The 21,780-nt window shown below is 57.4% G+C and carries 20 protein-coding genes, 1 tRNA gene and 1 pseudogene; 10 read left to right on the top strand and 12 right to left on the bottom strand.

Annotated features, from left to right (window positions below; all coding sequences use genetic code 11):
* Nucleotides 1-53: 53 nt before the first annotated feature.
* The 4 genes from FH039_RS11690 to FH039_RS11680 all read right to left on the bottom strand — a co-directional run bounded on the left by FH039_RS11690 (nt 54) and on the right by FH039_RS11680 (nt 3,851).
* A complete protein-coding gene (locus FH039_RS11690) occupies nt 54-1,364 on the bottom strand; it encodes an RNA-guided endonuclease InsQ/TnpB family protein (RefSeq protein WP_139681448.1) in 1,311 nt (436 codons plus the stop codon).
* A gap of 113 nt (nt 1,365-1,477) precedes the next feature.
* On the bottom strand, nt 1,478-1,621 hold the full coding sequence (locus FH039_RS12225; RefSeq protein ID WP_168188413.1) for a hypothetical protein: 144 nt from the start codon (nt 1,619-1,621) through the stop codon (nt 1,478-1,480).
* The gene (locus tag FH039_RS11685) at nt 1,618-2,247 is read right to left on the bottom strand and encodes a hypothetical protein (protein WP_240703226.1); all 630 of its coding nucleotides are present in this window, start codon (nt 2,245-2,247) and stop codon (nt 1,618-1,620) included. Before FH039_RS11685 ends, FH039_RS12225 begins: the two co-directional genes overlap by 4 nt.
* The gene (locus FH039_RS11680) at nt 2,247-3,851 is read right to left on the bottom strand and encodes a cysteine protease (RefSeq protein ID WP_139681447.1); all 1,605 of its coding nucleotides are present in this window, start codon (nt 3,849-3,851) and stop codon (nt 2,247-2,249) included. The genes FH039_RS11685 and FH039_RS11680 overlap by 1 nt, the downstream gene beginning before the upstream one ends.
* A gap of 103 nt (nt 3,852-3,954) precedes the next feature.
* Here FH039_RS11680 and FH039_RS11675 point away from each other — a divergent pair, with 103 nt between their 5' ends.
* On the top strand, nt 3,955-4,473 hold the full coding sequence (locus tag FH039_RS11675; RefSeq protein WP_139681446.1) for a FumA C-terminus/TtdB family hydratase beta subunit: 519 nt from the start codon (nt 3,955-3,957) through the stop codon (nt 4,471-4,473).
* On the opposite strand, the gene FH039_RS11670 is transcribed toward FH039_RS11675, so the two are convergent.
* A complete protein-coding gene (locus FH039_RS11670; protein ID WP_139681445.1) occupies nt 4,445-5,731 on the bottom strand; it encodes an NAD(P)-dependent malic enzyme in 1,287 nt (428 codons plus the stop codon). The genes FH039_RS11675 and FH039_RS11670 overlap by 29 nt on opposite strands.
* Before the next feature lie 138 nt (nt 5,732-5,869).
* Here FH039_RS11670 and FH039_RS11665 point away from each other — a divergent pair.
* Nucleotides 5,870-5,947: transfer RNA gene (locus tag FH039_RS11665), tRNA-Ala, on the top strand.
* A gap of 182 nt (nt 5,948-6,129) precedes the next feature.
* A complete protein-coding gene (locus tag FH039_RS11660; RefSeq protein WP_139681444.1) occupies nt 6,130-7,236 on the top strand; it encodes a M20 family metallopeptidase in 1,107 nt (368 codons plus the stop codon).
* Between the two features lie 23 nt (nt 7,237-7,259).
* On the opposite strand, the pseudogene FH039_RS11655 reads toward FH039_RS11660, so the two are convergent.
* Nucleotides 7,260-9,196: pseudogene (locus tag FH039_RS11655) on the bottom strand (S16 family serine protease).
* Between the two features lie 181 nt (nt 9,197-9,377).
* On the opposite strand from FH039_RS11655, the gene FH039_RS11650 reads away from it, so the two are divergent.
* The 3 genes from FH039_RS11650 to FH039_RS11640 are packed head-to-tail and all read left to right on the top strand — an operon-like array spanning nt 9,378 to nt 11,683.
* Nucleotides 9,378-9,929, top strand: coding sequence for a universal stress protein (locus tag FH039_RS11650; protein ID WP_139681874.1), 552 nt, complete (start codon nt 9,378-9,380; stop codon nt 9,927-9,929).
* 13 nt (nt 9,930-9,942) lie between these two features.
* A complete protein-coding gene (locus tag FH039_RS11645) occupies nt 9,943-11,229 on the top strand; it encodes an ArsB/NhaD family transporter (RefSeq protein ID WP_139681443.1) in 1,287 nt (428 codons plus the stop codon).
* Nucleotides 11,230-11,233: 4 nt separating this feature from the next.
* A complete protein-coding gene (locus FH039_RS11640) occupies nt 11,234-11,683 on the top strand; it encodes a universal stress protein (protein WP_139681442.1) in 450 nt (149 codons plus the stop codon).
* On the opposite strand, the gene FH039_RS11635 is transcribed toward FH039_RS11640, so the two are convergent.
* The gene (locus tag FH039_RS11635) at nt 11,680-11,934 is read right to left on the bottom strand and encodes a hypothetical protein (protein ID WP_139681441.1); all 255 of its coding nucleotides are present in this window, start codon (nt 11,932-11,934) and stop codon (nt 11,680-11,682) included. The genes FH039_RS11640 and FH039_RS11635 overlap by 4 nt on opposite strands.
* On the bottom strand, nt 11,931-12,440 hold the full coding sequence (locus FH039_RS11630; protein WP_139681440.1) for a winged helix-turn-helix transcriptional regulator: 510 nt from the start codon (nt 12,438-12,440) through the stop codon (nt 11,931-11,933). Before FH039_RS11630 ends, FH039_RS11635 begins: the two co-directional genes overlap by 4 nt.
* A 94-nt stretch (nt 12,441-12,534) precedes the next feature.
* Here FH039_RS11630 and FH039_RS11625 point away from each other — a divergent pair, with 94 nt between their 5' ends.
* From FH039_RS11625 to FH039_RS11610, 4 genes are read left to right on the top strand one after another with little or no spacing between them, the layout of a single operon-like run.
* Entirely contained in the window at nt 12,535-13,896 is a 1,362-nt protein-coding gene (locus tag FH039_RS11625) for a TldD/PmbA family protein (RefSeq protein ID WP_139681439.1), read from the top strand.
* Complete coding sequence (locus FH039_RS11620; protein ID WP_139681438.1) at nt 13,893-15,191, top strand: TldD/PmbA family protein; 1,299 nt, start codon at nt 13,893-13,895, stop codon at nt 15,189-15,191. The genes FH039_RS11625 and FH039_RS11620 overlap by 4 nt, the downstream gene beginning before the upstream one ends.
* A 51-nt stretch (nt 15,192-15,242) precedes the next feature.
* Complete coding sequence (locus FH039_RS11615) at nt 15,243-15,902, top strand: DUF257 family protein (protein ID WP_139681437.1); 660 nt, start codon at nt 15,243-15,245, stop codon at nt 15,900-15,902.
* A gap of 31 nt (nt 15,903-15,933) precedes the next feature.
* On the top strand, nt 15,934-18,108 hold the full coding sequence (locus FH039_RS11610) for an alpha-amylase family glycosyl hydrolase (RefSeq protein WP_139681873.1): 2,175 nt from the start codon (nt 15,934-15,936) through the stop codon (nt 18,106-18,108).
* On the opposite strand, the gene FH039_RS11605 is transcribed toward FH039_RS11610, so the two are convergent.
* From FH039_RS11605 to FH039_RS11590, 4 genes are read right to left on the bottom strand one after another with little or no spacing between them, the layout of a single operon-like run.
* The gene (locus FH039_RS11605; protein ID WP_139681436.1) at nt 18,105-18,683 is read right to left on the bottom strand and encodes a PH domain-containing protein; all 579 of its coding nucleotides are present in this window, start codon (nt 18,681-18,683) and stop codon (nt 18,105-18,107) included. The two genes, FH039_RS11610 and FH039_RS11605, sit on opposite strands and share 4 nt — an antisense overlap.
* A complete protein-coding gene (locus FH039_RS11600) occupies nt 18,676-19,557 on the bottom strand; it encodes a hypothetical protein (protein ID WP_139681435.1) in 882 nt (293 codons plus the stop codon). Before FH039_RS11600 ends, FH039_RS11605 begins: the two co-directional genes overlap by 8 nt.
* Nucleotides 19,554-20,807 (bottom strand): DUF58 domain-containing protein, encoded by a 1,254-nt coding sequence (locus tag FH039_RS11595; protein ID WP_139681434.1) that lies wholly within the window; start codon nt 20,805-20,807, stop codon nt 19,554-19,556. Before FH039_RS11595 ends, FH039_RS11600 begins: the two co-directional genes overlap by 4 nt.
* Nucleotides 20,804-21,778 carry an AAA family ATPase gene (locus FH039_RS11590; RefSeq protein WP_139681433.1) on the bottom strand — a complete coding sequence of 325 codons (975 nt, stop codon included), beginning with the start codon at nt 21,776-21,778 and terminating at the stop codon, nt 20,804-20,806. The genes FH039_RS11595 and FH039_RS11590 overlap by 4 nt, the downstream gene beginning before the upstream one ends.
* Between the last annotated feature and the right edge of the window lie 2 nt (nt 21,779-21,780).

Below are 21,780 nucleotides of genomic sequence, written 5' to 3'. Positions count from 1 at the left end.
AAAAATGGGAGGCTGACCTCCTCCCCGCCCTGAAGGGCGAGGGTTCCAATGGTTTAACCCCTCGCCATTGGCGGGGAGGTTTGAGGGGCTTCACCAAAGCCAGTGAAGATGGCTTTCAGCCCCTCGGGGAGGGTCTTCCCCCCGTTACCCCTCCCCTGAGCATAAAGACCGCTCAGATTTGGGGTTATGGTTTTTACCGCCTTCTTTAAAATATTAAACGCCCCAACAAGGTCAGCATTCATAACAACACCCTCCCTGTGGCACTTAAACAAACCCCTAACAAAACGAGCATTCTCATGGCGTTGGCCACAGAGAGGGCAAACTTGCGAAGTGAAAGCCTCATCAACCACCTCAACAATAATACCATACTCCTCAGCAACTTCCTTGAGACGTTTAATTACGTAATTAAACCGCCAGACATGAGAGAGGATGAAGTTTTGCTTTTTACCCTTGTCGGAGTTTCTTGCAATGCCTTTCGGATAACCCACGACGATTTTGGAAACTCCAAGTTCATAGAGTTTCTTAACAGTCTGTCTAACGACAGTATTGATGTAGTGCTTCGCCTGAAGTTTCGCCTTCTCGTGCATTCTTTTGAGTTTTCTACTCTTTTTACAGCCGGACTTGTTGAGTTTCGACTGGTACTCAGCAATCTTCTTCCACCAGTAAAAATCAATGCTCTTGAGTGGCCTTCCATTGACCAGAAAGCTTTCCCCATTCTCAACGTAAACGGCCATCAAGTTGTTAATCCCCAAGTCAATTCCTGCTGAAAGGCTCCCCTTGGGAGTTCTCGGAAGCTTAACCCATTCTCCACCCTCAAGTTTCTCCTCGATCGTAAAGCTGATGTGAGCATACCACTTCCGCTTTACCGGGTCGTAGGTTACTTCCAACCGCCCTTGCTTGCCCTTCAGGTGTATTCTCCCCTTAAACTGAACTTCGAGTTTTCCAAATTTGCCGAGCCTCCTCAATTCAATAACGTTCCCATCAATCCGATACTGGTCGTTCCTGAGGGGAATTATGAAGAGCTTCCACCCATTCTCTTCTTTGACGAATTTTGGTGGTTTTGGTTTGAACCACTCGGGAAGTTCTCTCTTCTTTTTCTTTTTGTTGAGTGAGAAGAAACTTCGCCACGCTTCTGCATTCTTTCGAGCTAATTGTTGAACTGTTGAGCCGCCAATCCAGTTTTTGAACTCGTGATAGGCCTCTTTTTCAGTTGTTGAGAAGTCCATTTTGCCGAATTCTTTGAACTGTTTTAATCGCTCGTAGTTGAGCCTGTTCCAGATTATTGCTGTGGCGTGGGCTAACTCGAAGAGGGTTTTCTCCTGCTCCTTTGAGGGCTGGAGTTTTACCGTTACTGCCCGCTTCATTCCAAAGTATGGTACGGTTTTTGGGCTTTAAAAAAGGTTGCTTTCCTGCTTGAAGGCTGATTTTCAGAATACTGTACCCCGTCCTAAAGGGCGGGGCTTGGAGAAGAGAAAAGTCACTTGACCCGCCCTAGGGCATCCCTAATCTCCGTCAGCAGGTACTCCTCCTCCGCCCGGAGAACCTTGACGACGACCTCCCTGTCCACTCCGGTTTCCCGGGTTATGTAATCGACCATCTCCCTCTTTATCTCCCTTATCATTCCTTTCCCCTCTTTAGGGGCACGTTAAGGAGAACCAGGCCGGCGAGCGAGATGATCGCTAGACCCAGGAAGGCGGGGTTTCTTCCGTTTCCCTCCTCTGGAAGCTCGTAGCGGAGTATCCCGTCATCCACCCTCACGTTCTCCGCCCTCTCGGGGAGGACTATCGTTGCCGTCTCGATGAGCCTTCCCTCTCCCCCGGAAATCGGCTGAACCAGGGTTAAAACCACGGTGTTCCCGTTCTGGCTTGAGAGGGTCATGTCGCCCTCCCCCAGGTCCAGCTCCCAGTGGTCGCCCCTGTTGATAGCCGCCCCGAGCATGGTATAGGTTGCCCTGATCTCGTTGTTGGAGTCGTCCCACTCGATCTTCATGTCCCTGTACTCGGTGTCGCTCCGTCTGTTCTCGAACTCGCGCTTCAGCATGTACGTTGTGGGATACGCCCCCTTCATCTGGAGGTAGAGGTTCGGGGTGAGGTGCCATGCCTCCTCCACCTGAGCGTTCCCCACGCCGTCTAGCGTAACCTTCATGGTTCCGTCTATCTTGTACTCCACTATCTTGACCTCCCCCGCGGCCAAGGGCACCGTCAGGAGGAGCAGTATCAGCAGGGTCAGGGTTCTCTTCATCTGCATCACCCCAACTTGAACGTTTCCACAATATGCTCGCCCAGCTGGTTGTATTCGCTGTTCCCAGCCGGGAAGTCGTAGATAACGGCGAAGCCAACTCCGCCTGCCGTGAAGTACCTGGCGGCGGCTGAGTACTTTCCATAGTCAGTGCCGAGGCCATAAGCTACTGCGTACACGTTCTGACCCATCACGCTGGCCTCCCCCTCCTGGCGGTCGGTTATCTCGACCCCTGCGTCTGCCAGGCTTCCCTCAAAGGCCTGAACCATGTCTCCAACGCTCGCCCCCTGGGAGTATAGAACGATGAACTCGAATTCCCCATCGGGGCTCAGCAGGTAAACGTAACCGCCGTAGTCCTCGGGCGCGTCCCAGTCGGCGGGGTAGGCGAATGAGAAGTAGGTGCCGCGGTATGTTTTCCACCCCCCGGTTCCTCCGGCTTCTCCACCGTTTTCACCCTCGGGGTTTCCTCCGTTTCCACCGGCGTTTCCGTTGTTGAGCCCGTTTCCACCCGCGTTCAGGCTTATCCCCCACTTTGAGAGGATATCCGCCTGGAGGGGCGGCAGCTCCGGCGGGACTATTCCCGTGGAATGCTCCTCCGCGACGTCTATGATGTCGTGTGGGCCGTCCATCGCCATCTTCCAGCTCTTCTCCATGCCGATCTGCACCGCCTCCTGGAATGAGACCCCCTGATTTATCGCGGTTGCCTCGACGGGTATCACTGCCCCGCTGGGCAGTTCTATCAGCGGAAAGGCGTGGCCGGGCATGAGGACTATGTAGGCCTTAAGCCCCTGGGACATCGCCAGGGAGGCGAACCACAGCGCCAGGTCAACGCAGGTTCCGCTCTTGTCCCTTATCACGTCGCGCGGGAACATTATGTGCTCGGAGAACTTTCCGGTCCAGTAGCCTTCGCCCTCCGTCTTGTAGGAGAAGCCGTTCCTCACCGCCAGCTCCCACATGCCGCTGAGGCTTTTCATGGCCTCCTCGTCGCTCAGACTCGCCCCGGCACCCCCTGCCAGCTTGTTTCCCATGTCGGCGAACTCCCTGACGACCGGGTCGCTCGGGGTAACCCATGCCGCCAAGAGGGGGGCGTTGCTGAAGGTGTCGTAGAAGCTCCCCGTGCTCTCTTCGGGGTTGAGGGAGGAGAAGACGAAGTCGTTGACGCCGAGGATACTCAGGGGTTTTGTGACGCTTTCCTCCCTGGTTTCGCCGTTCACCTCGTAGGTTATGGTTATCCTTACGTTCGATGGCGTTGAGGCCGAAAGCTTGGTGACCTCACTTGAGACTATGGGATAGTAGAGGTCCACGATGGTTTCGCCCGGTAGGAGGAGGGGATAGCTCTTCTCGGTTTCCGGGGCGTAGTTGTCGATGGAATACCTTATCCTGATGTTCTTTATCGTTCCCTCCCCGCCGTTGGTCAGGACGGTCTTGGCCGCCCAGAAGTCGAGCTTCGGGTTGCCGTAGACCTTGTAGGCACCGGCCATTATCCTTTCCTTCGTGTAAACCCTGTACTCAAGCTTCCCCTCGCCGCCCTTTCCAAAGGCCCCGGTGTAGCCGGCTATCGAGACCACGAGAAGGAGGGCCAGCACAGCGGAAGCAACAACCTTAACGTTCATGGAATCACCATACGAAACATCGGCGGATTCCTACTTATGACCTGGGTTTGACCAATTCTGCCAAACCCAAAACGCCTTTAAGGACTTCCCTCTATGGCCTATTATGAGGCTGAAAACCCCTCTGAGCGAGGATGACGTCCTGAACCTCAGGGCCGGCGACGTTGTTCACCTCTCCGGGGTGATCTACACGGCGAGGGACTCGGCCCACAGGAAAATCCTCGAACTGGCAGAGAGGGGAGAGCTTCCCTTCGACCTCAACGGGGCCGTTATCTACCACTGCGGGCCGGTGGTGAGGAAAACTTCCAATGGGTATGAGATAGTCTCCGCCGGGCCGACGACGAGCGCTAGGATGAACCGCTACCTGGAGGAAATCCTCTCCCTCGGCGTCCGTGGGATAATCGGAAAGGGGGGCATGAACCCGGGGCCCTTCAAAGGCCGCGCCGTTTACTTCGCCTTCACAGGTGGAGCGGGCTCCCTGGCGGCGAAGAGCGTAAAGCGCGTCGTTGACGTCCTCTGGCTGGAGGAACTGGGGATTCCGGAGGCGGCGTGGGTTCTTGAGGTTGAGGACTTCCCGCTGCTGGTGGCGATAGACGCTAACGGTAGCTCCCTCTACGGTCGTTGAGGGGCACTATCTCCCGCTCGTAGAACTCCCTCCAGCGCTTCAGCCTCTCCTCCACTTCTTCCCCGCTCACGCGTATCCTCGCAACGTTTTCACGCATCGCTTCCTCGGCGACTGCCCTCGCTACCTTTGGATGGACGTCGGGGTGGAATGGCGAGGGGATTATCTCGTCCTCGTCGGGTTCGATTGTTTCCGCCATGGCCATTGCCGCGGCGATGACCATCCCGTCCGTTATGGTTCTGGCCCTCACGTCGAGGGTCCCCCTGAAAATCGCCGGGAAGCCCAGGAGGTTGTTCACCTGGTTGGGATAGTCGCTCCTGCCGGTGGCAACTATCCGCGCTCCGGCCTTTTTGGCTTCCTCCGGGAGTATCTCCGGAACGGGGTTGGCCAGAGGGAACACTACTGCGTCGTCGGCCATCAGCTCTATCCACTCCCCCCTTATCACCCCTGGCCCGGGCCTCGTGAAGGATATGAGCACGTCGGCGCCCTTCAGCGCCTCCTCAGGGCCGCCCTCGATTCCCTCGGCGTTGGTCTTTTCAAGGAGCCCGCCGCGGTATGGGAAGAGCCTCTCAAGCGGAAGGTCCGGTGTTAAAATCCTCGGCTCCCCGTTCACGAGCTCAACGACGCGGACGTTTCCGGGGGGTATTCCGGCCTTCGTGATCAGTCTGAGGGTGGCGAATCCCGCTGCCCCCGCCCCGAAGAGCGCGACCGTGATTTCGCCGGGCTTCTTTCCGACCACCTTCAGCGAATTTATGAGCGCCGCGAGGACGACGCTCGCAGTCCCCTGCTGGTCGTCGTGGAAGACGGGAATTTCGAGCTCTTTCCTCAGCCTTTCAAGGATGTAGAAGCATTTCGGGGAGGAGATATCCTCGAGGTTGATTCCCCCAAAGGAGGGTGAAACGGCTTTTATAACTTCGATGAGGCGGTCCGGGTTTTTCTCGTCCACCACCAGGGGAAACGCATCGACTCCCCCGAAGGCCTTGAAGAGCAGAGCTTTCCCCTCCATGACCGGGAGTGCCCCGAGGGGCCCTGTATCCCCAAGGCCTAACACGCGGGTTCCGTCGCTCACGACGGCTATCGTATTTCCCCGGTTGGTGTATTCAAAGGCGTCCTCGGGATTTTTCTTTACCCTTCGCGAAACCTCCGCTACGCCCGGCGTGTACGCGAGGCTGAGGCTCTCTCCCGTGATGGGAACCTTGGGTATTACCTCTATCTTTCCGTTCCCTATGAAGTTGTCCCTGTGAAACGTTAGGGGGTCCATCTCACCACCGGGGTTTGTTGGCATGTATGAGTTAAAAGGGCTTTGGTAATTCCAGGTCTTTGACATTGATATGGAAACGGAAGAAGCTGGGGGAACCAAAAGCTTTTAAACCCAGGGCCGGTTCCTAATACCGGGTGTGGGCCGGTAGCTCAGCCTGGTATGAGCGCCGCCCTCGCAAGGCGGAGGCCGCGGGTTCAAATCCCGCCCGGTCCACCAGAAAACAAACCTTCCTGTTTTGGATATACTTGCCGTTTCTGGTTTCACCTGCCGCATTGTCTACCTCACGGTGGAATACTTTGGCATTTTGAAAAAACTGGGATTTTAGTCAAATTTTGTTCAATGTAATTGGGGAAAATTACTTAAGCACTTTGTCGTTTTTATCATCTGGTGATGGTTATATGGAATTTGACCTCCTGAAGGAACTGGTGTCCATCAGCTCCCCGTTTGGAAAAGAGGAGGAGATCTCCCGATTTATCGCTTCGTTTCTCGAGGAGCATGGCTTTGACGTGGAGCTCCTTCCGGTTGAGGGCTTTGGAAGCGACGTGGTGGCCTATCTTCCTGGAAGGAGCTACACCGTCGTTCTGAACGGTCACATGGACACCGTCAATCTATCCCCCGGTTGGACCAGAAATCCTCACGGTGAGCTGGAGGGCGACCGTTTCTACGGCCTGGGAAGCGCGGATATGAAGGCGGGCCTGGCGGCGCTCCTGGCCGCGTTCGTTGAGATGGCAGAGCTTCCCCGGAAGGAGCGGCCCAACATCATCTTCACCGCGGTCGTCGATGAGGAGGGCTACTCCAGGGGTGCCTGGGAGCTCATAAGGAGCGGAAAGCTGGACAGGGCTGACGTTGTCCTCGTCGCGGAGCCGACGAACGAGAGGCTCATGCTCGGTGCGAGGGGGCGCTTCGTTGTTCAGGTGGAGGTCTTCGGGAAGAAAGCCCACGCGGCGAGGCCGCACGAGGGGCTCAACTCCATAGAGGAGCTGGGGAGGTTCGTCGGCTCCCTCTGGAAGATACGCTTCAGGAACCACAGAAAGCTTGGCGTGGGCTCCTACTGCACCCTCAGTATTGAGGGCTCTGCCGACGGCCTGAGCGTCCCGGACTACGCCAGGGCGATAATAGACAGGCACGTAGTCATTGGTGAGGACTGGGAAAAGGTTAGCTCCGAGCTCCTCAACCTTGCGGGGAGGGTAAAACTGAAGGGGGACATCAGGGTCTCGAAGTTTGAGAGACCGACGCCGGATATGCTCCCCTACGTCGTCAGGGAGAACGATCGCTTTGTGAACATCTTCAAGTCCGCCCACAGGACCGTCCTTGGAGGAGAGCCCGAGATAATCTACGGTCGGAGCGTTGGGGACTTCAACTACTTCGGGACTTACCTCAACAAGCCGACGCTGGTTTACGGGCCGGTCGGTGGCAACTGGCACGGGAGCGACGAGTGGGTGAGCGTTGAATCCCTGAAGAGGGTAAAGCGCGTCTACGTTGAGTTCCTGAAGGCGCTGGTCTAGCGGTCTAAAAGAAGAAGTGGTGGTCAGAGCCTTCTTCCAACGAGGGCACCGACCAGGAACGCCCCCACCGCCGCTGCCGCCAGGGCCGCGGCGGGGAGTCCTTCCGGCGTCCCTTCCGACCGGGTGCTGGTGGAGCCATCGGTCGGAGTGGACGCGCCGGTGGGTATGATTATCTGCGGTACGCCGGTTGAGTTGTCCTGGGGCAGTGGGGTCTGCTGGGACGGCGCGCTGAGGAAGAGGCCGGCCGTCTCCCTGGCGTACTGGTAGAATATCATCGCGGTCTGCATGTCGTCGATACTCCCGTTCTCCTCGGCGCTCTTCTCGTAGCTCTCGGCGAACTCGTAGTAGGCCATCGCAAGGACGGGCGTGACACCCTGGCTCTGAGCCACCCCGATGGCGGTTCTGGCATCGGTCTTCATCGCTTTCATCTTATCCACAAGCACGCTCTGGTTATCTATACCCAGCGTGTCGAGGAAGACCTGCGCCCTCACCCTTGCCTCCATCGCCGTGAACAGTGCCGCCGAGTACTTGCCGTCCTCGTAGTACTGCTCTGCCTGCTGGATGCTCTGACTCAGGTCGCCCCCAACGGTGCCGTACATCGACTCTATGTAGGTCACGATGAGGTTGGACTCGTCTATGTAGTCCCTGGCCGTTGCCTTCACAACGTCCCTGCTTATGACCTCGTCGCCCGCGAACCTCTCGCCCAGCTCCGCCCATAGCTCTGCGGTTTTGGCCCTCTCGTAGGCGTATGCCGCATCGCCCACGGCGTCCCAGTAGTCTCCGCTGTAGTAGTACTTCCACGCCTCCTCAAGCAGCCCCTTGGCCTGCTCCACCCTCTCCTCCGCGGCAGCTACCGCCTGGAGCATCGTGACGCCCTTTATGGTTATCCCGGAGACGGTGCTTTCCGATGCGTTTATCTGGTTGCCTGTGGTCTTGAGGAGCCTCTGAACATCATCCTGCGACTTCACGTCCAGGTACCAGTCAACGTGCCTTATGATTATCCTCGCCTGGAAGTCCTTGCTGAGTGCGGTGTAGTACATTCCGTCGTCTATTGCTTCCTTTGACTGGTTGAGGATGGCGCTGGCCTGGTTCAGAGCCTCCATCAGCGTGGTGTAGGTGGCGTAGCTGACGTCGCTGTCCTTGAGCTTCTCAAGCGTTGCCCGGTAGTAGGAGGTTGTGTTCTCGTAGTCCCTGAGCGCGTCGTCCTTGAGGAACGACGTATCGACGCTGACGTAGGAGGGGCCTCGGGCCTCGGTATCCTGCGGCCGGTGAAATAGTAAACGGCGTCGTATATGTCCTTTATCTCGATAACAGTCAGGCCCCAGCGCTCTTTCGCGTAATCTACCACGTCCACCTTCTTCGTCTGGGTGTTTATCTCCACTATGCCCCCTATCTCCTTCTTCTGGGTTTCCTGGACGTACTGTATCCTCTGGCCCTCCGGAATCAGGAACACCTCGGCCCCGACGTCGTGGGCGGCGGAGGCCTTTTCCAGTATGCCGCCAACCGGACCGATGGTGCCGTCGGGGTTTATCATACCCGTCATCATCACCTTTGGATTGACCTGCCATCCCTCAAGGGCCGCGATTATTCCGACGGTCATGGTTCCGCCGGCGGATGGGCCGCCGATGATTGGGGAATCGGCTTTTATCTGAATGAAGACGTCGTACTTGTTCATATCCACACCGAGAACCTTGCCGGCTATCTGGGCGGCAAGCCTCGCGCTGGCCTGCATGTCCACCTCCGCGAGGGGCCAGGTTTCCACGTAGACGTGCCCCGTTCCGGGTGCGACGGTTATCACGAAGTCCGTGGCCACTCCGACGAGCTCTCCGTTGGAGGTCTTCGAGACTGCCGGTGCCTTTAGAACAACCGTGTGTCCCTCGCTCTGGCACTGGGCCGCTGCAAATCCTGCGAACGGCAGAATCAGCAGGGCTATGAGAAGCACGGCCGCTGTTCGCTTCATATTCTCACCCCGCACTTATCTCAACGGATTTTAATAAAGGGTTTGTGGTTCATCCGTTTAACTCAGGGACTGAAATCCAGTTGGGGGGCCATTTTCCATTCAGACCCGACCCCTCGAGATGGGCCGGGAGCCAGAAAAAGCTTATATATTCCTCTTCTCCCTCCGGAAGGTGGGGATGGGAATGGACATATTCAGCAGGCTCATCCAGAGGAAGTTTCAGAACATCGCCGCGGACAGGTACGAGGAGATAACCAGGAGGTACCGGGAGTTTTTGCTCCTTCCCGAGGAGTTTGTGCTTCCGGAGGTTCGTTCGATTCTGATCCCCATTGATAGGTTCTCCGGTGAGATACCGGAGGAGCTTTACGAGACGCTGAGCGCGTACAGCGGTGCGTCCGTGACGCTCGTTTACATCTCGGAGAAAAGAACTCTGGCGCTCATTGAGCAGACCCTGGGCAAGGAAGAGGCTGAAAAGCTTAGAAGTGCCAAAATGGAATTTGCCCGGGCCCTTGTTCTTAAAATAGCCCCGAGGCTAGGGGAGCTGGGCCTTAGAATAGAGCGGAGGCAGTTCATCGGGAGCAAGAGTGACGACGTTATAAGACTCATGGAGAACGATAACTTCGATCTCCTCGTCGTGTCCAGGAGCTACGGCTCGGAGGTTACGAGAACGTCGCCCGTAAGCCCCGTCGTTCTGAAAATAGTCCAGCATCTTGAGAGTCCGGTTATAATCTACTAGTTGGGTGGTGACCATGGAGCAGACCATCGCAGCAGGGATAGCCGTCGCAGTGTTCCTGGTAACATACGCCATGATAATCAGCGAGAGGGTTCACAGAACGGTTGCGGCCCTCTTCGGTGCGGCCGTGGTGCTGTTCCTCGGCATAGTGCCGTGGGAGGCGCTTCCCGAGCACCTCGACCTCGACACGCTCCTTCTCCTCATCGGTATGATGATAATCGTCAACACCTCCAAGGAGAGCGGTCTCTTCGAGTTCATAGCAATAAAGACCGCCAAGTTTGCCCGGGGGAGCCCTATGAAGGTTCTCCTGCTGTTTTCCGTCGTCACCGCCGTCATAAGCTCGGTTCTTGACAACGTTACAACCGTCCTGCTCCTGACCCCGATGCTCCTCTACATAACGCGCCTCATGGACATCAATCCTGTTCCGTTTCTCCTGGCGGAGGTCTTTGCCTCCAACATAGGCGGAACCGCCACCCTTATCGGCGACCCCCCCAACATAATGATAGGCTCCGCGGCCGGGCTGAGCTTCAACGAGTTCCTCCTTAACATGGGTCCGATAGCCCTCGTGGATCTGTTCACCTCCCTCGGGATAATCTACCTGGTCTACCGGAAGGCCATGAAGATCAGCGACGCCAAGCGGGACAGAATACTCTCTACCATCGGTGAGCTCGACGAGGCGGATGCCATAAGGGATCACTCCCTCTTCAAGAAGTCCGTGGCGGTTATAATCGGGGTGGTCATGCTCTTTTTCATCCACGACCGGCTTGGGATTGAGCCGGCGGTCGTCGCCCTCACCGGCGCCTCCGTTCTCCTCCTGTGGAGCGGGATGGACCCGGAGGAGATACTCGAAAAGGTCGAGTGGACGGCCATATTCTTCTTCATGGGCCTCTTCATACTCGTCGGTGCCCTTGTGGAGACCGGCATCATCGACGGGGTCGCCCGCTGGATACTGGGATACATCGGGAGCACCGGTGAGGCGCTGATTATAGTAACATGGTTCTCCGCGGTCTCCTCCGCCATAGTGGACAACATCCCCCTCACGGCGGCGATGATACCCCTCATAAAGGCAATGGGGAGTTCGATGAACGTTTACCCGCTCTGGTGGGCCCTCTCCCTCGGAGCATGTCTTGGAGGCAACGGAACCGCAATAGGTGCGAGCGCCAACGTGGTTGTCATCGGTATTGCGGCCAGGGAGGGCGTTAGGATAACGTTTATGGACTTCCTCAAGGTTGGTCTTGTTATAATGTTTGCCACAGTCGCCATAGGACTGGGGCTGCTCTGGATAAGGTACATAGGGGTGTGATGTCATGCGTATACTGGTCCTCGTTGATGGTTCGAAGTGGAGCCAGAAGGCGGCTCTCCATGCCATCGCCATAGCCAAGAAGAAGAGGGGAAAGGTCATACTCTTCTCGGTCCTGGACAGGAGGGAAGCCAGGGCCATGGCCTTCAACCTGGGAATGTTCAGCGAGAACCTCTCGGAGGTTGAGAGGTTTGAGGAGGAGATATGGAATGATATGAAGAGGAGCATCAAGCACCTGATGACGAACCTCCTGGAGCTCTGTCAGGAGGAGGGTGTGAACTGCTCCTTCAGGATAGTCGAGGGCTCCGCCAAGGAAAAGATCCTCGAAGAGGCCAACTCCGGGGGCTACAGTCTGGTCGTCATGGGTGCCTACGGCAGGAGCGGAAAAACGAGGATAGGGAGCCTTCTCGAGGAGGTAGTCGGTCTGATAGGCCCCCCTGTCATGGTGGTTCGCTAGCGCCTCCAGAGCGAGAGCACCAGCAGGGCCAGAACGACCACCTCCAGGGCGCCCACCACCAGCCCCACGTCCCGCTCTATCCACGCCGCCAGTTTGGCGGTCTCTATCGTCTTCTTGATTGCGAGCAGGAGGAAGGCTATCATCAGGTACATTGCCGGACGCAGGTGGCTCTTCCTGTACGCGATGAAAGAGATTCCGGCCAGCGTCAGCGCAAGGATCAGCGCCACGATAGCGAGTAGGGTTTCCATCATTCTACATCACCCACGCTCGTCAGCAGGTCTATCAGGTTGTCGGCCAGCTTCTCCCACAGGCTCGGCCGGTACTCCTTTATCAGCCTTGCTATCAGCTCGGGATCGTAGGAGAGGGTGTATATGATGCTCCTGCTTTCCTTCTCCGCGGTCACGACGCCGAGCTTTATCAGCTCGTTCATGTGGTAGCTCACCGTCGGCTGGCTGAGTCCAAGGCTCCTCGCCACCTCCTTCTGGTTCCTCGGCCCCTCCATGAGGAGCAGCAGTATCCTTCTCCTCGTCTCCGTCGATATTGCTATGAGCAGTCTCTGCGCCTTCTCCTCGAAGCCCTTCGGGAACAGGTAGCGCCTCTTGCCTGTTTTCCTTGAGAACACCCGGCCCTCCTTCTCGAGTTTCCGGAGATGGTACTGCAGGTCGCCTATGCCTATCCCGAGCTCCCTCGCCAGCTCCCGGAAGGTTATTCCCGGCTTGTCCGTGATCGTTTCGAGTATCTCGTTACGCCTCTCCATAGCCAACCCTTAAACCCTGTGGTTCCTCCATCTATACCGGATCTCTATAACAACCCATATAAAGGAACTCCCTTTTATGTCCATCGGTGTGCGTATGGAGGAACTGGTGAGAAAGGCCGAGGAACTGGCGGGACGTTACGGTATATCCTATTATGAAATTAGGATAACCCGTGTCACGGCAGCCCATCTCGGCATGCAGAACGGCCAGCTGGAGGAGCTTTCCCTCAACACCGAGATGGGCATAGGTGTGAGGGCCTTCAACGGGGCCTGGGGCTTTTCCAGCGCCAACGACATGACGCGGGCAGAGGAGGCCATAAAAACGGCCATGAAGATAGCCAAGCTCTCCCGCGGGGATTCGAGGATACACCTCGGTGACCCCGTGAGGGACAGGGCGGAGATAAAGGTGAGGAAGCCCTTCACCGACATCGATGTCGAGGACAAGCTGGCCCTTGTTAAGGAGATAGACTCCCTCCTCAGGGGGGAGAAAATAGTCAGCAGGGAAGCCGCATACGGCGACGGCCTGAAGGAGCAGCTCTACTTCAACTCCCTTGGGAGCGAGATAGAGACGGTGGTTCCGAGGATAAGGGTGAGGTTCTCGGTTACGGCGAGGGAGAACGGGGAGATGCAGACCTACTGGAGGTACTTCGGTGGAACTGCCGGCTGGGAGCTGGTCGAGAGCATAGACTTCCCCCACTGGGCCGAGCTGGTGAAGGAAAAGGCCCTCTCGCTCCTCCACGCCCGCTCGCCGCCCTCTGGAGAGTTCGAGATCATAATGGACCCCGAACTGACTGGCGTCTTCATACATGAGGCTCTGGGCCACGCGGTCGAGGCGGATTCCGTAAAGAACGGCGACAGCATCTTGGCCGGGAAGCTGGGCGAGAGGATAGCGGTGGAGGAGCTGACCGTTGTGGACGACCCAACACTTCCCGGCAAGTACGGCTCCTACGTCTACGACGACGAAGGAATCAGGGCAAAGCGCGTGGAGATAATCAAGGACGGCGTGCTCGTGAACTACCTCAACGACCGTGAGACGAGCGCTTTGCTCGGCCTAGAGCCGAACGGCCACGGCCGTGCCCAGGGCTACAACTACCAGCCCCTCGTCAGAATGAGCAACACTTACGTTGAGCCTGGAAGCTGGAGCCTCGAGGAGATGCTGGAGGAAGTTAAGAACGGCCTCTACATGGCCGGCGACAAGGGGGGCCAGGTGGATACCGCGAGCGGAACCTTCACCTTCGGTGCTACAGAGGGATACATCATAGAGAACGGCGAGATAAAGGATATGGTGCGCGATGTGGCTATGAGCGGGAGCATTCTTGAAGTTCTGAGGAACATCAGGGCCGTGGGAAAGGAGTTGAGGGTGGAGTTCCCCGGCTACTGCGGCAAGGGACAGGTGGTTCCGGTGGACGACGGCGGGCCGCACCTTTTAACGAGGGCTCTCGTGGGGGGATTGAGATGAACTCTTCCGTCGAGACCCTGGTGTCGATACTGGAGCGGGAGAACGTCGAGTGGGAGCTCTACTGGGAGGTCGGTAGGGGAGGCTCCTTCAAGATAGAGCGCGAGAGGCTCGAGCGCTCCCAGAGGAAGTTCTACTCGGGAATGGGCCTGCGTGTTGGCTACAACGGGAGGCTGGGCTTCTCCTACATAACCGGTCTCAACCACGACCGCGAAACGCTTGAAAACTTCGTGAAAAGAACGATAAAGCTCGCGAGGGTAAGCGAGGTGCCCTTCGCGGGGTTCCCCTCCGTGGGAAAGCCGCGCCCCGTCGGTGGGCTCTACGACAGGCTCATCGACGAGATTCCCTTTGAAGACGCCTACGCCCTCGCGGGAGACTTTGCGTCCAAGATGGCGGAGCTTAAGGGCGAGGGAGTTACCCTCTCCGGCTCGCTGGCTTTCGGCGTCAACACCTACGGTGTCGCGAACTCGAACGGTGTTTTCCTCGAGGAGCGCTCCACGGGAATGAGCGTTTCCGCCTACGCGGTCAAGGGCGGCGGGAGAACGGGAACCGGCTCCTACTATCAGTCGTACCGCTCGCTTCAGCCATTTGAGGAGCTTGAGCGGGCCATAACTCTCGCCATCGAGGAGGCGGAGCTGAGCGCTGCCGCCGGAAAGCTCGGGGGCTACTCCGGCACGCTGGTTCTCGAGCCCGAGGCATTCGGGGCGATCCTGGGAATTCTGCTCGAGAACCTCTACGGCGACAGCGTTTACTTCGGCAGGAGCAGGTTCTCGCGGCCCGGTGAGCCCGCGGCCGCCGAGGGGCTTACCCTCATCGACGACCCCTCCATCGAGGGTCTCCCCGGGAGCTACTCCTTCGACGGTGAGGGGACTCCTTCCAGAAGGACGGTTCTCGTTGAGGATGGTGTGCTGAAGTCCTTCCTCCTTGACCACACATACGCTTCGTTTCTGGGCATGGAGAGCACGGGCAACGCGGTTCGGGACTTCAGAACCATGCCGCACATAGGGACGAGCAACCTGCTGGTCAAGCCGGGGAAGGAGAGCCTCCGCGACTTCGAGGGGGTTGTTGTTAGAAAGGTCTTCGGCGAGCACACCGCCAACCCCGTCAGCGGCGATTTCTCCCTGACGGTTGAGCTGGGATACGTTGTTAAGAACGGGGAGCTTCGGCCATTCAGGGACAACATGCTTGTAGGAAACGCCTTCGAGGTTCTACGGTCAATCCTCGCCGTCGGGCGGGAGCCTGTTCGCAGGGGTTCCTTCGTATCTCCGAGGATTCTAGTCACCGCCAGACTGGTGTAGCTCCGCTACGTTTTTAATCCGTGAACTGTACTCCATTATTGGTGATGCCCTATGGTAGTGGATAATGTTGGGAGAATACTTGAGGGTCTCCTTCCGGGTGAGACTGTTCTTCTTGAATACACATCGTACGTGATGCCTGAGCTTCTGTTGAAGTCCTTCTGGGATTTCTGTGCTGAAAAAGGAATCCCGATGATAATTGATGATGTTCTCGATACCTTCGGTGAATACCTGATCAAGCTTGATGTTGGGGGTTTCGATGTTGAGGGACTGCAGGGGGTGCCCGTCATAAAAATAGGTGGTAGCTCGAGGACCGGCAACGTCTTTGGTATCGTTGATGTCGGCAGGCATTCCCTGGACTTCGGCTACTACGAGTCGATATACACGCGGGCGAGGGGAGATAAATTTGTGTTTAATCCCGTTCTTGGTTTCCACAAGCTGTTTCTCTCCCTGTCTGAGAGGGAGGTTCTCAGGCTCATACGGAACCTTGCGTCCTTCGTTGGTCACAGGGACAGGGTCGCGGTCTACGTTGTGAACTCCGATATAGCGGGCGCGACTTTTCCGGCGCATCTCGCGCTTTTCAGGGACGTGGCCACCACCGTTATGAGCTTTGACCTGGTGGAAACCGAGCAGGTTCTCAGGGTTGTTAAGTCTCCCAACCCCGACCTCCGGGGTTCGGCAGTATCCATCGATCTTTGGGCACGAGATTTTTAAGCCGTCTTTTCTAATCACTCTTGGTGATATGATGAGGGCAGCCTTAGCTGTGATTTTGATGATGCTTATGATACTGCCCCCCTCCGGGGCCTACGCGGTGCCCGAGCGGGGCGTCGTTTACCAGGTGATGGTTGACCGATTCTACGATGGGAATCAGAGCAACAACGAGCCCTTCTACGATCCGACCCACACCAGCTACCGCCTCTATTGGGGAGGTGACCTGGAAGGCCTGACAGAAAAGCTCGACTACATAGCGAGCCTCGGCGTCTCCATGATATGGGTCTCTCCGCTCAACGACAACATAAACAAAATGGCACACGGCTCTGCCCCCTACCACGGCTACTGGACGCGCGACTACAAGCGCATAGAGGAGCACTTCGGTGACTGGAAAGCCTTCAGACGGCTTGTAGAGGAAGCCAAGAAGAGGGGCATGTGCGTGAGCGTTGACTACGTCCCCAACCACTCCAACCCGGCAACGGACGGCGAGTTTGGAGCGCTCTACGACAACGGCACGTTTGTAACCGACTACTACCGGGACACCAGGAACGCCACGGTGAACCCGATAACCGGAATCCGTGAGAACCTCTACCACCACAACGGCAACATATTCACCTGGTCGGGAATCCCCCTCAAGTACGCCAACCTCTTCGGTTTAGCTGACTTCAACCAGCTCGATCCCTGGGTCGATTCGTACCTCACCGAGGGGGCGATGCTCTTTGCCGATTCAGGTGCCTGCGGCTTCAGGGTCGACGCCGTCAAGCACATGGAACTCGGCTGGCTGGAGGCCTTTTATCTGCGCCTCTACTCCAAAGGGCCACTCTTCATCTACGGGGAGTACTACTCGCTCTCTCCGGAAAGGAGCGACGATTTGTACGAGCTCTACCGCTACTCCAACGTCTCGCCGGTCCTCAACATACCGATAAGGGAAAACATCGTGAGGACCTTCGGCTTCGTGGGAAGCCTCGAAACACTCTCCAGAACGCTTGAGGACTATTACTCTCTCTTCGTCTATCCGAACAAGCAACTGAACTTCCTCGATAGTCATGACCTCGTCCGCTTCCTCAACGCGGCGAAGAGAGATGATTCCGTGGAGCGCTTTCACATGGCCCTGGCACTGACGATGACCCTGCCAGGGATTCCGGTGATATACTACGGCGACGAGAGCTACCTGGTGAGCAAAGACGGAAAGGGCGACCCCTACAACCGGCCGATGATGGCCTTCAACAACACCACCGAGGCGGCTCATATAATCAGAATCTTAGCCGAGCTGAGAAAGGCCAACGATGCCTTGGCTTTCGGCGACTTCAGGACGGTTTACGCCAACTACTCCGTCTGGGCCTTTGAGAGAACCTTCGGAAGCCACAGGCTCTTGGTCGTCATGAACAAGGGCTCGCCCGTCAACCTGACCCTCAACCTTGAGTGGTCGGACGGAACATACCACGATGCCCTCTACGGGGCCAAGATGAGCGTTTCGAATGTAAAGGCATCCCTCGAACTCCCTCACAACAGCATCTACGTCTTCCACGTCGAAGGAGAGCAGAAAGAACCTCTCATCGGCTCGGTAACCCCTTACACGGCCAAGCCGGGTCAGAGAATCCTCATTGGAGGGGCGGGCTTCGGAAGCGGTGGAAGGGTCATCATCGGCGGCGCTGAGGCGAGGGTTCTTTCCTGGAACTCGACCGGGATACTCGTCGAGGTTCCCGAGGTGAGAACTCAAAAAGCGTGGCTCGACGTCGTGGTCGAGACAGGTGGAAATGTCAGCGAACCGGCAAAGCTGCGCTACTATTCGGGGAACGACGTTCCGGCGTTGCTGGCGTTCAATGCGAGCCTTGTGAATGCCTCACTCTCCGGAACGCTCTGGATCAGGGGCAGCCTCCCGGAGCTGGAGGAGCCGAGGCCCATGTTCAAATCCTCGACGGGCTACTACTTCACAGTGGTTCCGCTGCCCCAAAACGTCACCTTTTCAGTGGAACTCTACACCGGCTCGTCGTGGGGAGAGCTCAGCCCTCTGGGCATTACGCTGTATGGAAAAGCTGGAAAAACGGTGCTCCTGGATGATAAACCTCCAATAGAAAACCAAATCTCTTCAACGATGCCAACAACGACGATAGTCCACAGGCCCATTGGAGAGAACCCTCTCCCCTACCTCCTCGCCTCCCTTCTCCTGCTCGGGGCGGCGCTGATAATCTGGAAGAAAAGGGGCTAAATCTGCTCGAGAAGCTTCTTTCTCTTTTCTTCGTACTCTTCGGCGCTTATAACACCCATGTCGTAGAGCTCCTTGAGCTTCTTGAGCTTCTCGATGGGATCTTCCTTCTTCTCCACGGCCGGTGTGTGCTGGACCGTGGTTCCAGTTGAGACGACCCTGCTGACGAGTTCCTTGGGCTTCTTCAGCACCCATGTCTCGTGGGTCAGGCCCTTCTTGATGTCCACACTCACGGGTTCAATGGCTATGGCATTCAAAGCGTCCTTTATGGCGTTTATCGTCTTTCTTGCCTGTTCCTTGTTCATCCAGCCGAGCTTTAGCCTCACGTTCTCCTCACCCTTAATGAGGAACTCCGAGGACACCACACCGAGCTCAACCCTGACTTCCTCGAGCTTCTGATAGGGTATGGCCTTCACGTCGTACCTTCCCAGGATCTTTTCGTCCAGGTAGATTATTCTCCTGTCGGTTATGAGGAGCCATTTGGGCTTTTCAAGGCTCACTTTCTTTTTAACGGTGAAGAGCACGTTCTCCCCGGCTTCCAAAACCTTTCCGGCGGCCTTCGGTAATTTACTACTCATACGTTCTCACCTGGGATGAATATGGACGGCGGTCTATATTAACCTTCTCTTTTTCCACCCGGTAGAGCAGGAAGAGAGTCCCCTGATCGACGCTTTCAATCAGGGGGCTCAGGACTTCTTCCCTTTCTCCTGTTCTGAGGAGGACCCTCCTTGGTCTCTCCCCCGTTTCGGCCTCCAGTCTCACGGTCTCCCACTCGAAGCCCATGGAACGGCTCACCGGCAGGGTCAGCGTCCTTTTTGGGGTCTGGATAACCACGCTCCCGTTGAACGGGGGGGTCTCCACCGCGACGATCACCCTCCTGTGATCCCCGCTTTCGATGGAGGAGTATGCGACAACCAGCCCCACCGTGATGAGAATCAACGGCAGCAGAGGGCCAGCCGCCGAGATTCCCAGGCGGCCGCCCGCCCAGAAGACCGCCAGGGAGAGAATGAACGCCCCCAGCAGGAAGAGAAGGCCGTAGAGCAGCGTTCTCTTTCCGACTTCCTGCCCGCCCAGTTCATTCAGAACGCCCTCCCACTCCTCTGCGGTCTCCACGTAGTCCGCGGTGATTCCCAGGGCGACGAGGGCGAATATCGGGAGCACAGATGAGAAGTACGGGCTGGCCAGTATTGCCTCCCCCAGGTTCCTGTAGGCTTCTGGAAATGCCACGGGCAGGAACTGCGACGCCCCGATCGTGTATGGGACCGCGTAGAGGGTCATCGAGAGGGAGACGGCCCTGCTGGCGGAGCCGCTGGATAGAAAGACTCCCAGCAGGATCGCCGCGAGTGCTGCTGGAAGTGCGTAGCCGCTCACCCCAGAGACGCTGGAATACGCCAGCGCGGTCAGAGCCGCCGCGGGGAGAACAACCGCGAATTTTGCGGGGGTGAGGCTCATCTTATCTCCCCCAGAAGCCTGGTTACTATCCTGCCCGTTTCCTCCTCGCCGGGCAGCCAGCGGATGACGTAGGCTCCGGTTTTCTCCAGGTCCTCCATTATCGCCCTCTTCTCCATCTCCATCAGCGTCCCTGTCCCCGGGTCGAGGGTCGGATAGACCGAGATGTCTATCACCATCGGCCTCGTCTTGCCCCGCCCCATGGCCCTCACGGTGAGCATTCCTCTCCTCGTCTCGGCCCACGTTCCCTCCAGGATGTTGGAGACGTAGACCACAAGGGGGGTGTACTGGATGAGTATCCTCCTCAGCCTCTCCACCGCGTCATCGAGCCTTTCCTCCCCAGTTTGGACCCTCTCAAAGCTCATCATGGTTCTAACGATTTCGTGGAGCTGTCTGGGCCCCGTGGCAGGTGGAATGAACTTTCCCGCTCCCAGCAGATAGAGCCCCACGTGGTAGTCCTTTCTCAGGAAGCTGTGGGCCATCGATGCGACCAGGTTCATGGCGTGTTCGTAGGGGCTCTCGCTCTCCTTTCCTATCTTCATCGCCTCCCGGGCGTCCACAATGAAGAGCACGGTCTTCTTTCCTTCCCTCTCGAACTCGTTGACGAGCACCTCCCCCATCCTCGCGGTCGCCTTCCAGTTTATGAGCTTCATCGGATCCCCCGTCTGGTAGTTCCTTATCTCCTTGAAGTCCGTTGAGATGGGCCCCCTTATGGAGTAGCTCGTCTCCGGAACGCTTATCCTGGCCTTTCTCCGGGTTTCAATCACAGATACCTCTCTCAGCACCCTGGGAACGGCCCTTATTCTCAGCTCCTCCCCGTAGAGCCCCCAGAGATAGCGGGTCCCGAGGGGATTCCTCGTGGTCACCTCGCTCCTGGGCAGGCTGTAAACGCCCCTGAGGACGGGCTTTATCCTGTAGGTGTATTCAACCTGCAGTGGCCTGGGGCCCTTGAAGAATACCCCGACGCTGCTGCCCTCGGTCAGCGCCACGCTCCCGGGCAGGGGGTCCCTGACGACCACTATACCCATACCGCGTTCGACCGTGACGCGCACCCTGACCTCGACCTCCTCACCGAGCCGCACCTCCCTCCGGGATATCCTCCTCACCACGGTTATGCCCTTCGGCGGTTCGATCAGTGTTCCTAGGGCCAGGACGGACAGGGGCACCGTGGCCAGGCCTATCATCCCGGGGGAGAGAAAAAGCGTCCCCAGGAGGAGCGCCCATAGGAGGTAGCCCGTCAGGTTCTTTCTCATCTTCCTTCCGCCCCTTTGGGAACGGGGGTCTTTTCCAGGGCTTCCATTATAACGTCCTCACCCCTGATGCCCTCAAAGGAGTACTCCGCCCTGATGACGACCCTGTGGGCCAGGGCATCGATGGCGAAGGCCTTGACGTCGTCCGGAAGAACGTAGTCCCTGCCCTCCAGAAGGGCGTTTGCCTTTGCCACCTTCATCAGTGCGATTCCGCCCCTGGGGCTCGGGCCGGCCTCCACCCTGGAATCCGCCCTGGCGTTCCTCACGAGCTCCGAGATGTACCTCACAATGTCCCTGCTGGTGAAAATTCTCTCCTCCACGAGGTCCTGGATTCTTACGAACGTCTTCCTGTCGATCATCGGTTCCATGTCCGCCGTTGGGTCGTCCTTTCTCCAGCTCAAACGCGCTTCAAGGATTGCCATCTCATCTTCCAGGCTCTTCGGATAGCCCACGCGCAACCTGAGGAGGAACCTGTCGAGCTGGGCCTCGGGGAGGGGGTAGGTTCCCTCGAACTCTATCGGGTTCTGTGTTGCGATGACGAAGAACGGCCGCTCCAGGGGGAAGGTCTCACCCTCTATCGTGACCTGGCGCTCTTCCATTGCCTCAAGTAGAGCGGACTGGGTCTTGGGGGGAGCGCGGTTGATCTCGTCCGCCAGAAGGACGTGCGTGAAGATTGGGCCTTTAATGAGCTCGAACGTTCCAAGGTTCTGGCGCCATACCTTCGTTCCCAGTATGTCCGCGGGGAGCAGGTCAGGGGTGAACTGAACGCGGGTGTATTTCAGGCCCAGAACCCTCCCGAAGGCTTTGGCCAGGAGTGTCTTTCCCAGGCCGGGGTAGTCCTCAAAGAGGACGTTCCCATTGACGAGAGCCGCCGCCAGGGTCTTCCTTATGACCTCCTCGTTGCCTATGTAGACGGTTGAAATTCTCTCCACAATCTCTTCAAGCTTCTTAGAGGCTTCCTCAATCTCGGTCATGG

Source organism: Thermococcus indicus (assembly GCF_006274605.1).
GTDB lineage: Archaea > Methanobacteriota_B > Thermococci > Thermococcales > Thermococcaceae > Thermococcus > Thermococcus indicus.
This window is presented reverse-complemented; position numbering and strand designations above follow the sequence as displayed.

Bases quoted from the DNA above. Each gene is read 5' to 3' on its own strand.
- FH039_RS11690 (WP_139681448.1), bottom strand. From the start codon at position 1,364: ATGAAGCGGGCAGTAACGGTAAAACTCCAGCCCTCAAAGGAGCAGGAG.
- FH039_RS12225 (WP_168188413.1), bottom strand. From the start codon at position 1,621: ATGATAAGGGAGATAAAGAGGGAGATGGTCGATTACATAACCCGGGAA.
- FH039_RS11685 (WP_240703226.1), bottom strand. From the start codon at position 2,247: ATGCAGATGAAGAGAACCCTGACCCTGCTGATACTGCTCCTCCTGACG.
- FH039_RS11680 (WP_139681447.1), bottom strand. From the start codon at position 3,851: ATGAACGTTAAGGTTGTTGCTTCCGCTGTGCTGGCCCTCCTTCTCGTG.
- FH039_RS11675 (WP_139681446.1), top strand. From the start codon at position 3,955: ATGAGGCTGAAAACCCCTCTGAGCGAGGATGACGTCCTGAACCTCAGG.
- FH039_RS11670 (WP_139681445.1), bottom strand. From the start codon at position 5,731: ATGGACCCCCTAACGTTTCACAGGGACAACTTCATAGGGAACGGAAAG.
- FH039_RS11660 (WP_139681444.1), top strand. From the start codon at position 6,130: ATGGAATTTGACCTCCTGAAGGAACTGGTGTCCATCAGCTCCCCGTTT.
- FH039_RS11650 (WP_139681874.1), top strand. From the start codon at position 9,378: ATGGACATATTCAGCAGGCTCATCCAGAGGAAGTTTCAGAACATCGCC.
- FH039_RS11645 (WP_139681443.1), top strand. From the start codon at position 9,943: ATGGAGCAGACCATCGCAGCAGGGATAGCCGTCGCAGTGTTCCTGGTA.
- FH039_RS11640 (WP_139681442.1), top strand. From the start codon at position 11,234: ATGCGTATACTGGTCCTCGTTGATGGTTCGAAGTGGAGCCAGAAGGCG.
- FH039_RS11635 (WP_139681441.1), bottom strand. From the start codon at position 11,934: ATGATGGAAACCCTACTCGCTATCGTGGCGCTGATCCTTGCGCTGACG.
- FH039_RS11630 (WP_139681440.1), bottom strand. From the start codon at position 12,440: ATGGAGAGGCGTAACGAGATACTCGAAACGATCACGGACAAGCCGGGA.
- FH039_RS11625 (WP_139681439.1), top strand. From the start codon at position 12,535: ATGGAGGAACTGGTGAGAAAGGCCGAGGAACTGGCGGGACGTTACGGT.
- FH039_RS11620 (WP_139681438.1), top strand. From the start codon at position 13,893: ATGAACTCTTCCGTCGAGACCCTGGTGTCGATACTGGAGCGGGAGAAC.
- FH039_RS11615 (WP_139681437.1), top strand. From the start codon at position 15,243: ATGGTAGTGGATAATGTTGGGAGAATACTTGAGGGTCTCCTTCCGGGT.
- FH039_RS11610 (WP_139681873.1), top strand. From the start codon at position 15,934: ATGAGGGCAGCCTTAGCTGTGATTTTGATGATGCTTATGATACTGCCC.
- FH039_RS11605 (WP_139681436.1), bottom strand. From the start codon at position 18,683: ATGAGTAGTAAATTACCGAAGGCCGCCGGAAAGGTTTTGGAAGCCGGG.
- FH039_RS11600 (WP_139681435.1), bottom strand. From the start codon at position 19,557: ATGAGCCTCACCCCCGCAAAATTCGCGGTTGTTCTCCCCGCGGCGGCT.
- FH039_RS11595 (WP_139681434.1), bottom strand. From the start codon at position 20,807: ATGAGAAAGAACCTGACGGGCTACCTCCTATGGGCGCTCCTCCTGGGG.
- FH039_RS11590 (WP_139681433.1), bottom strand. From the start codon at position 21,778: ATGACCGAGATTGAGGAAGCCTCTAAGAAGCTTGAAGAGATTGTGGAG.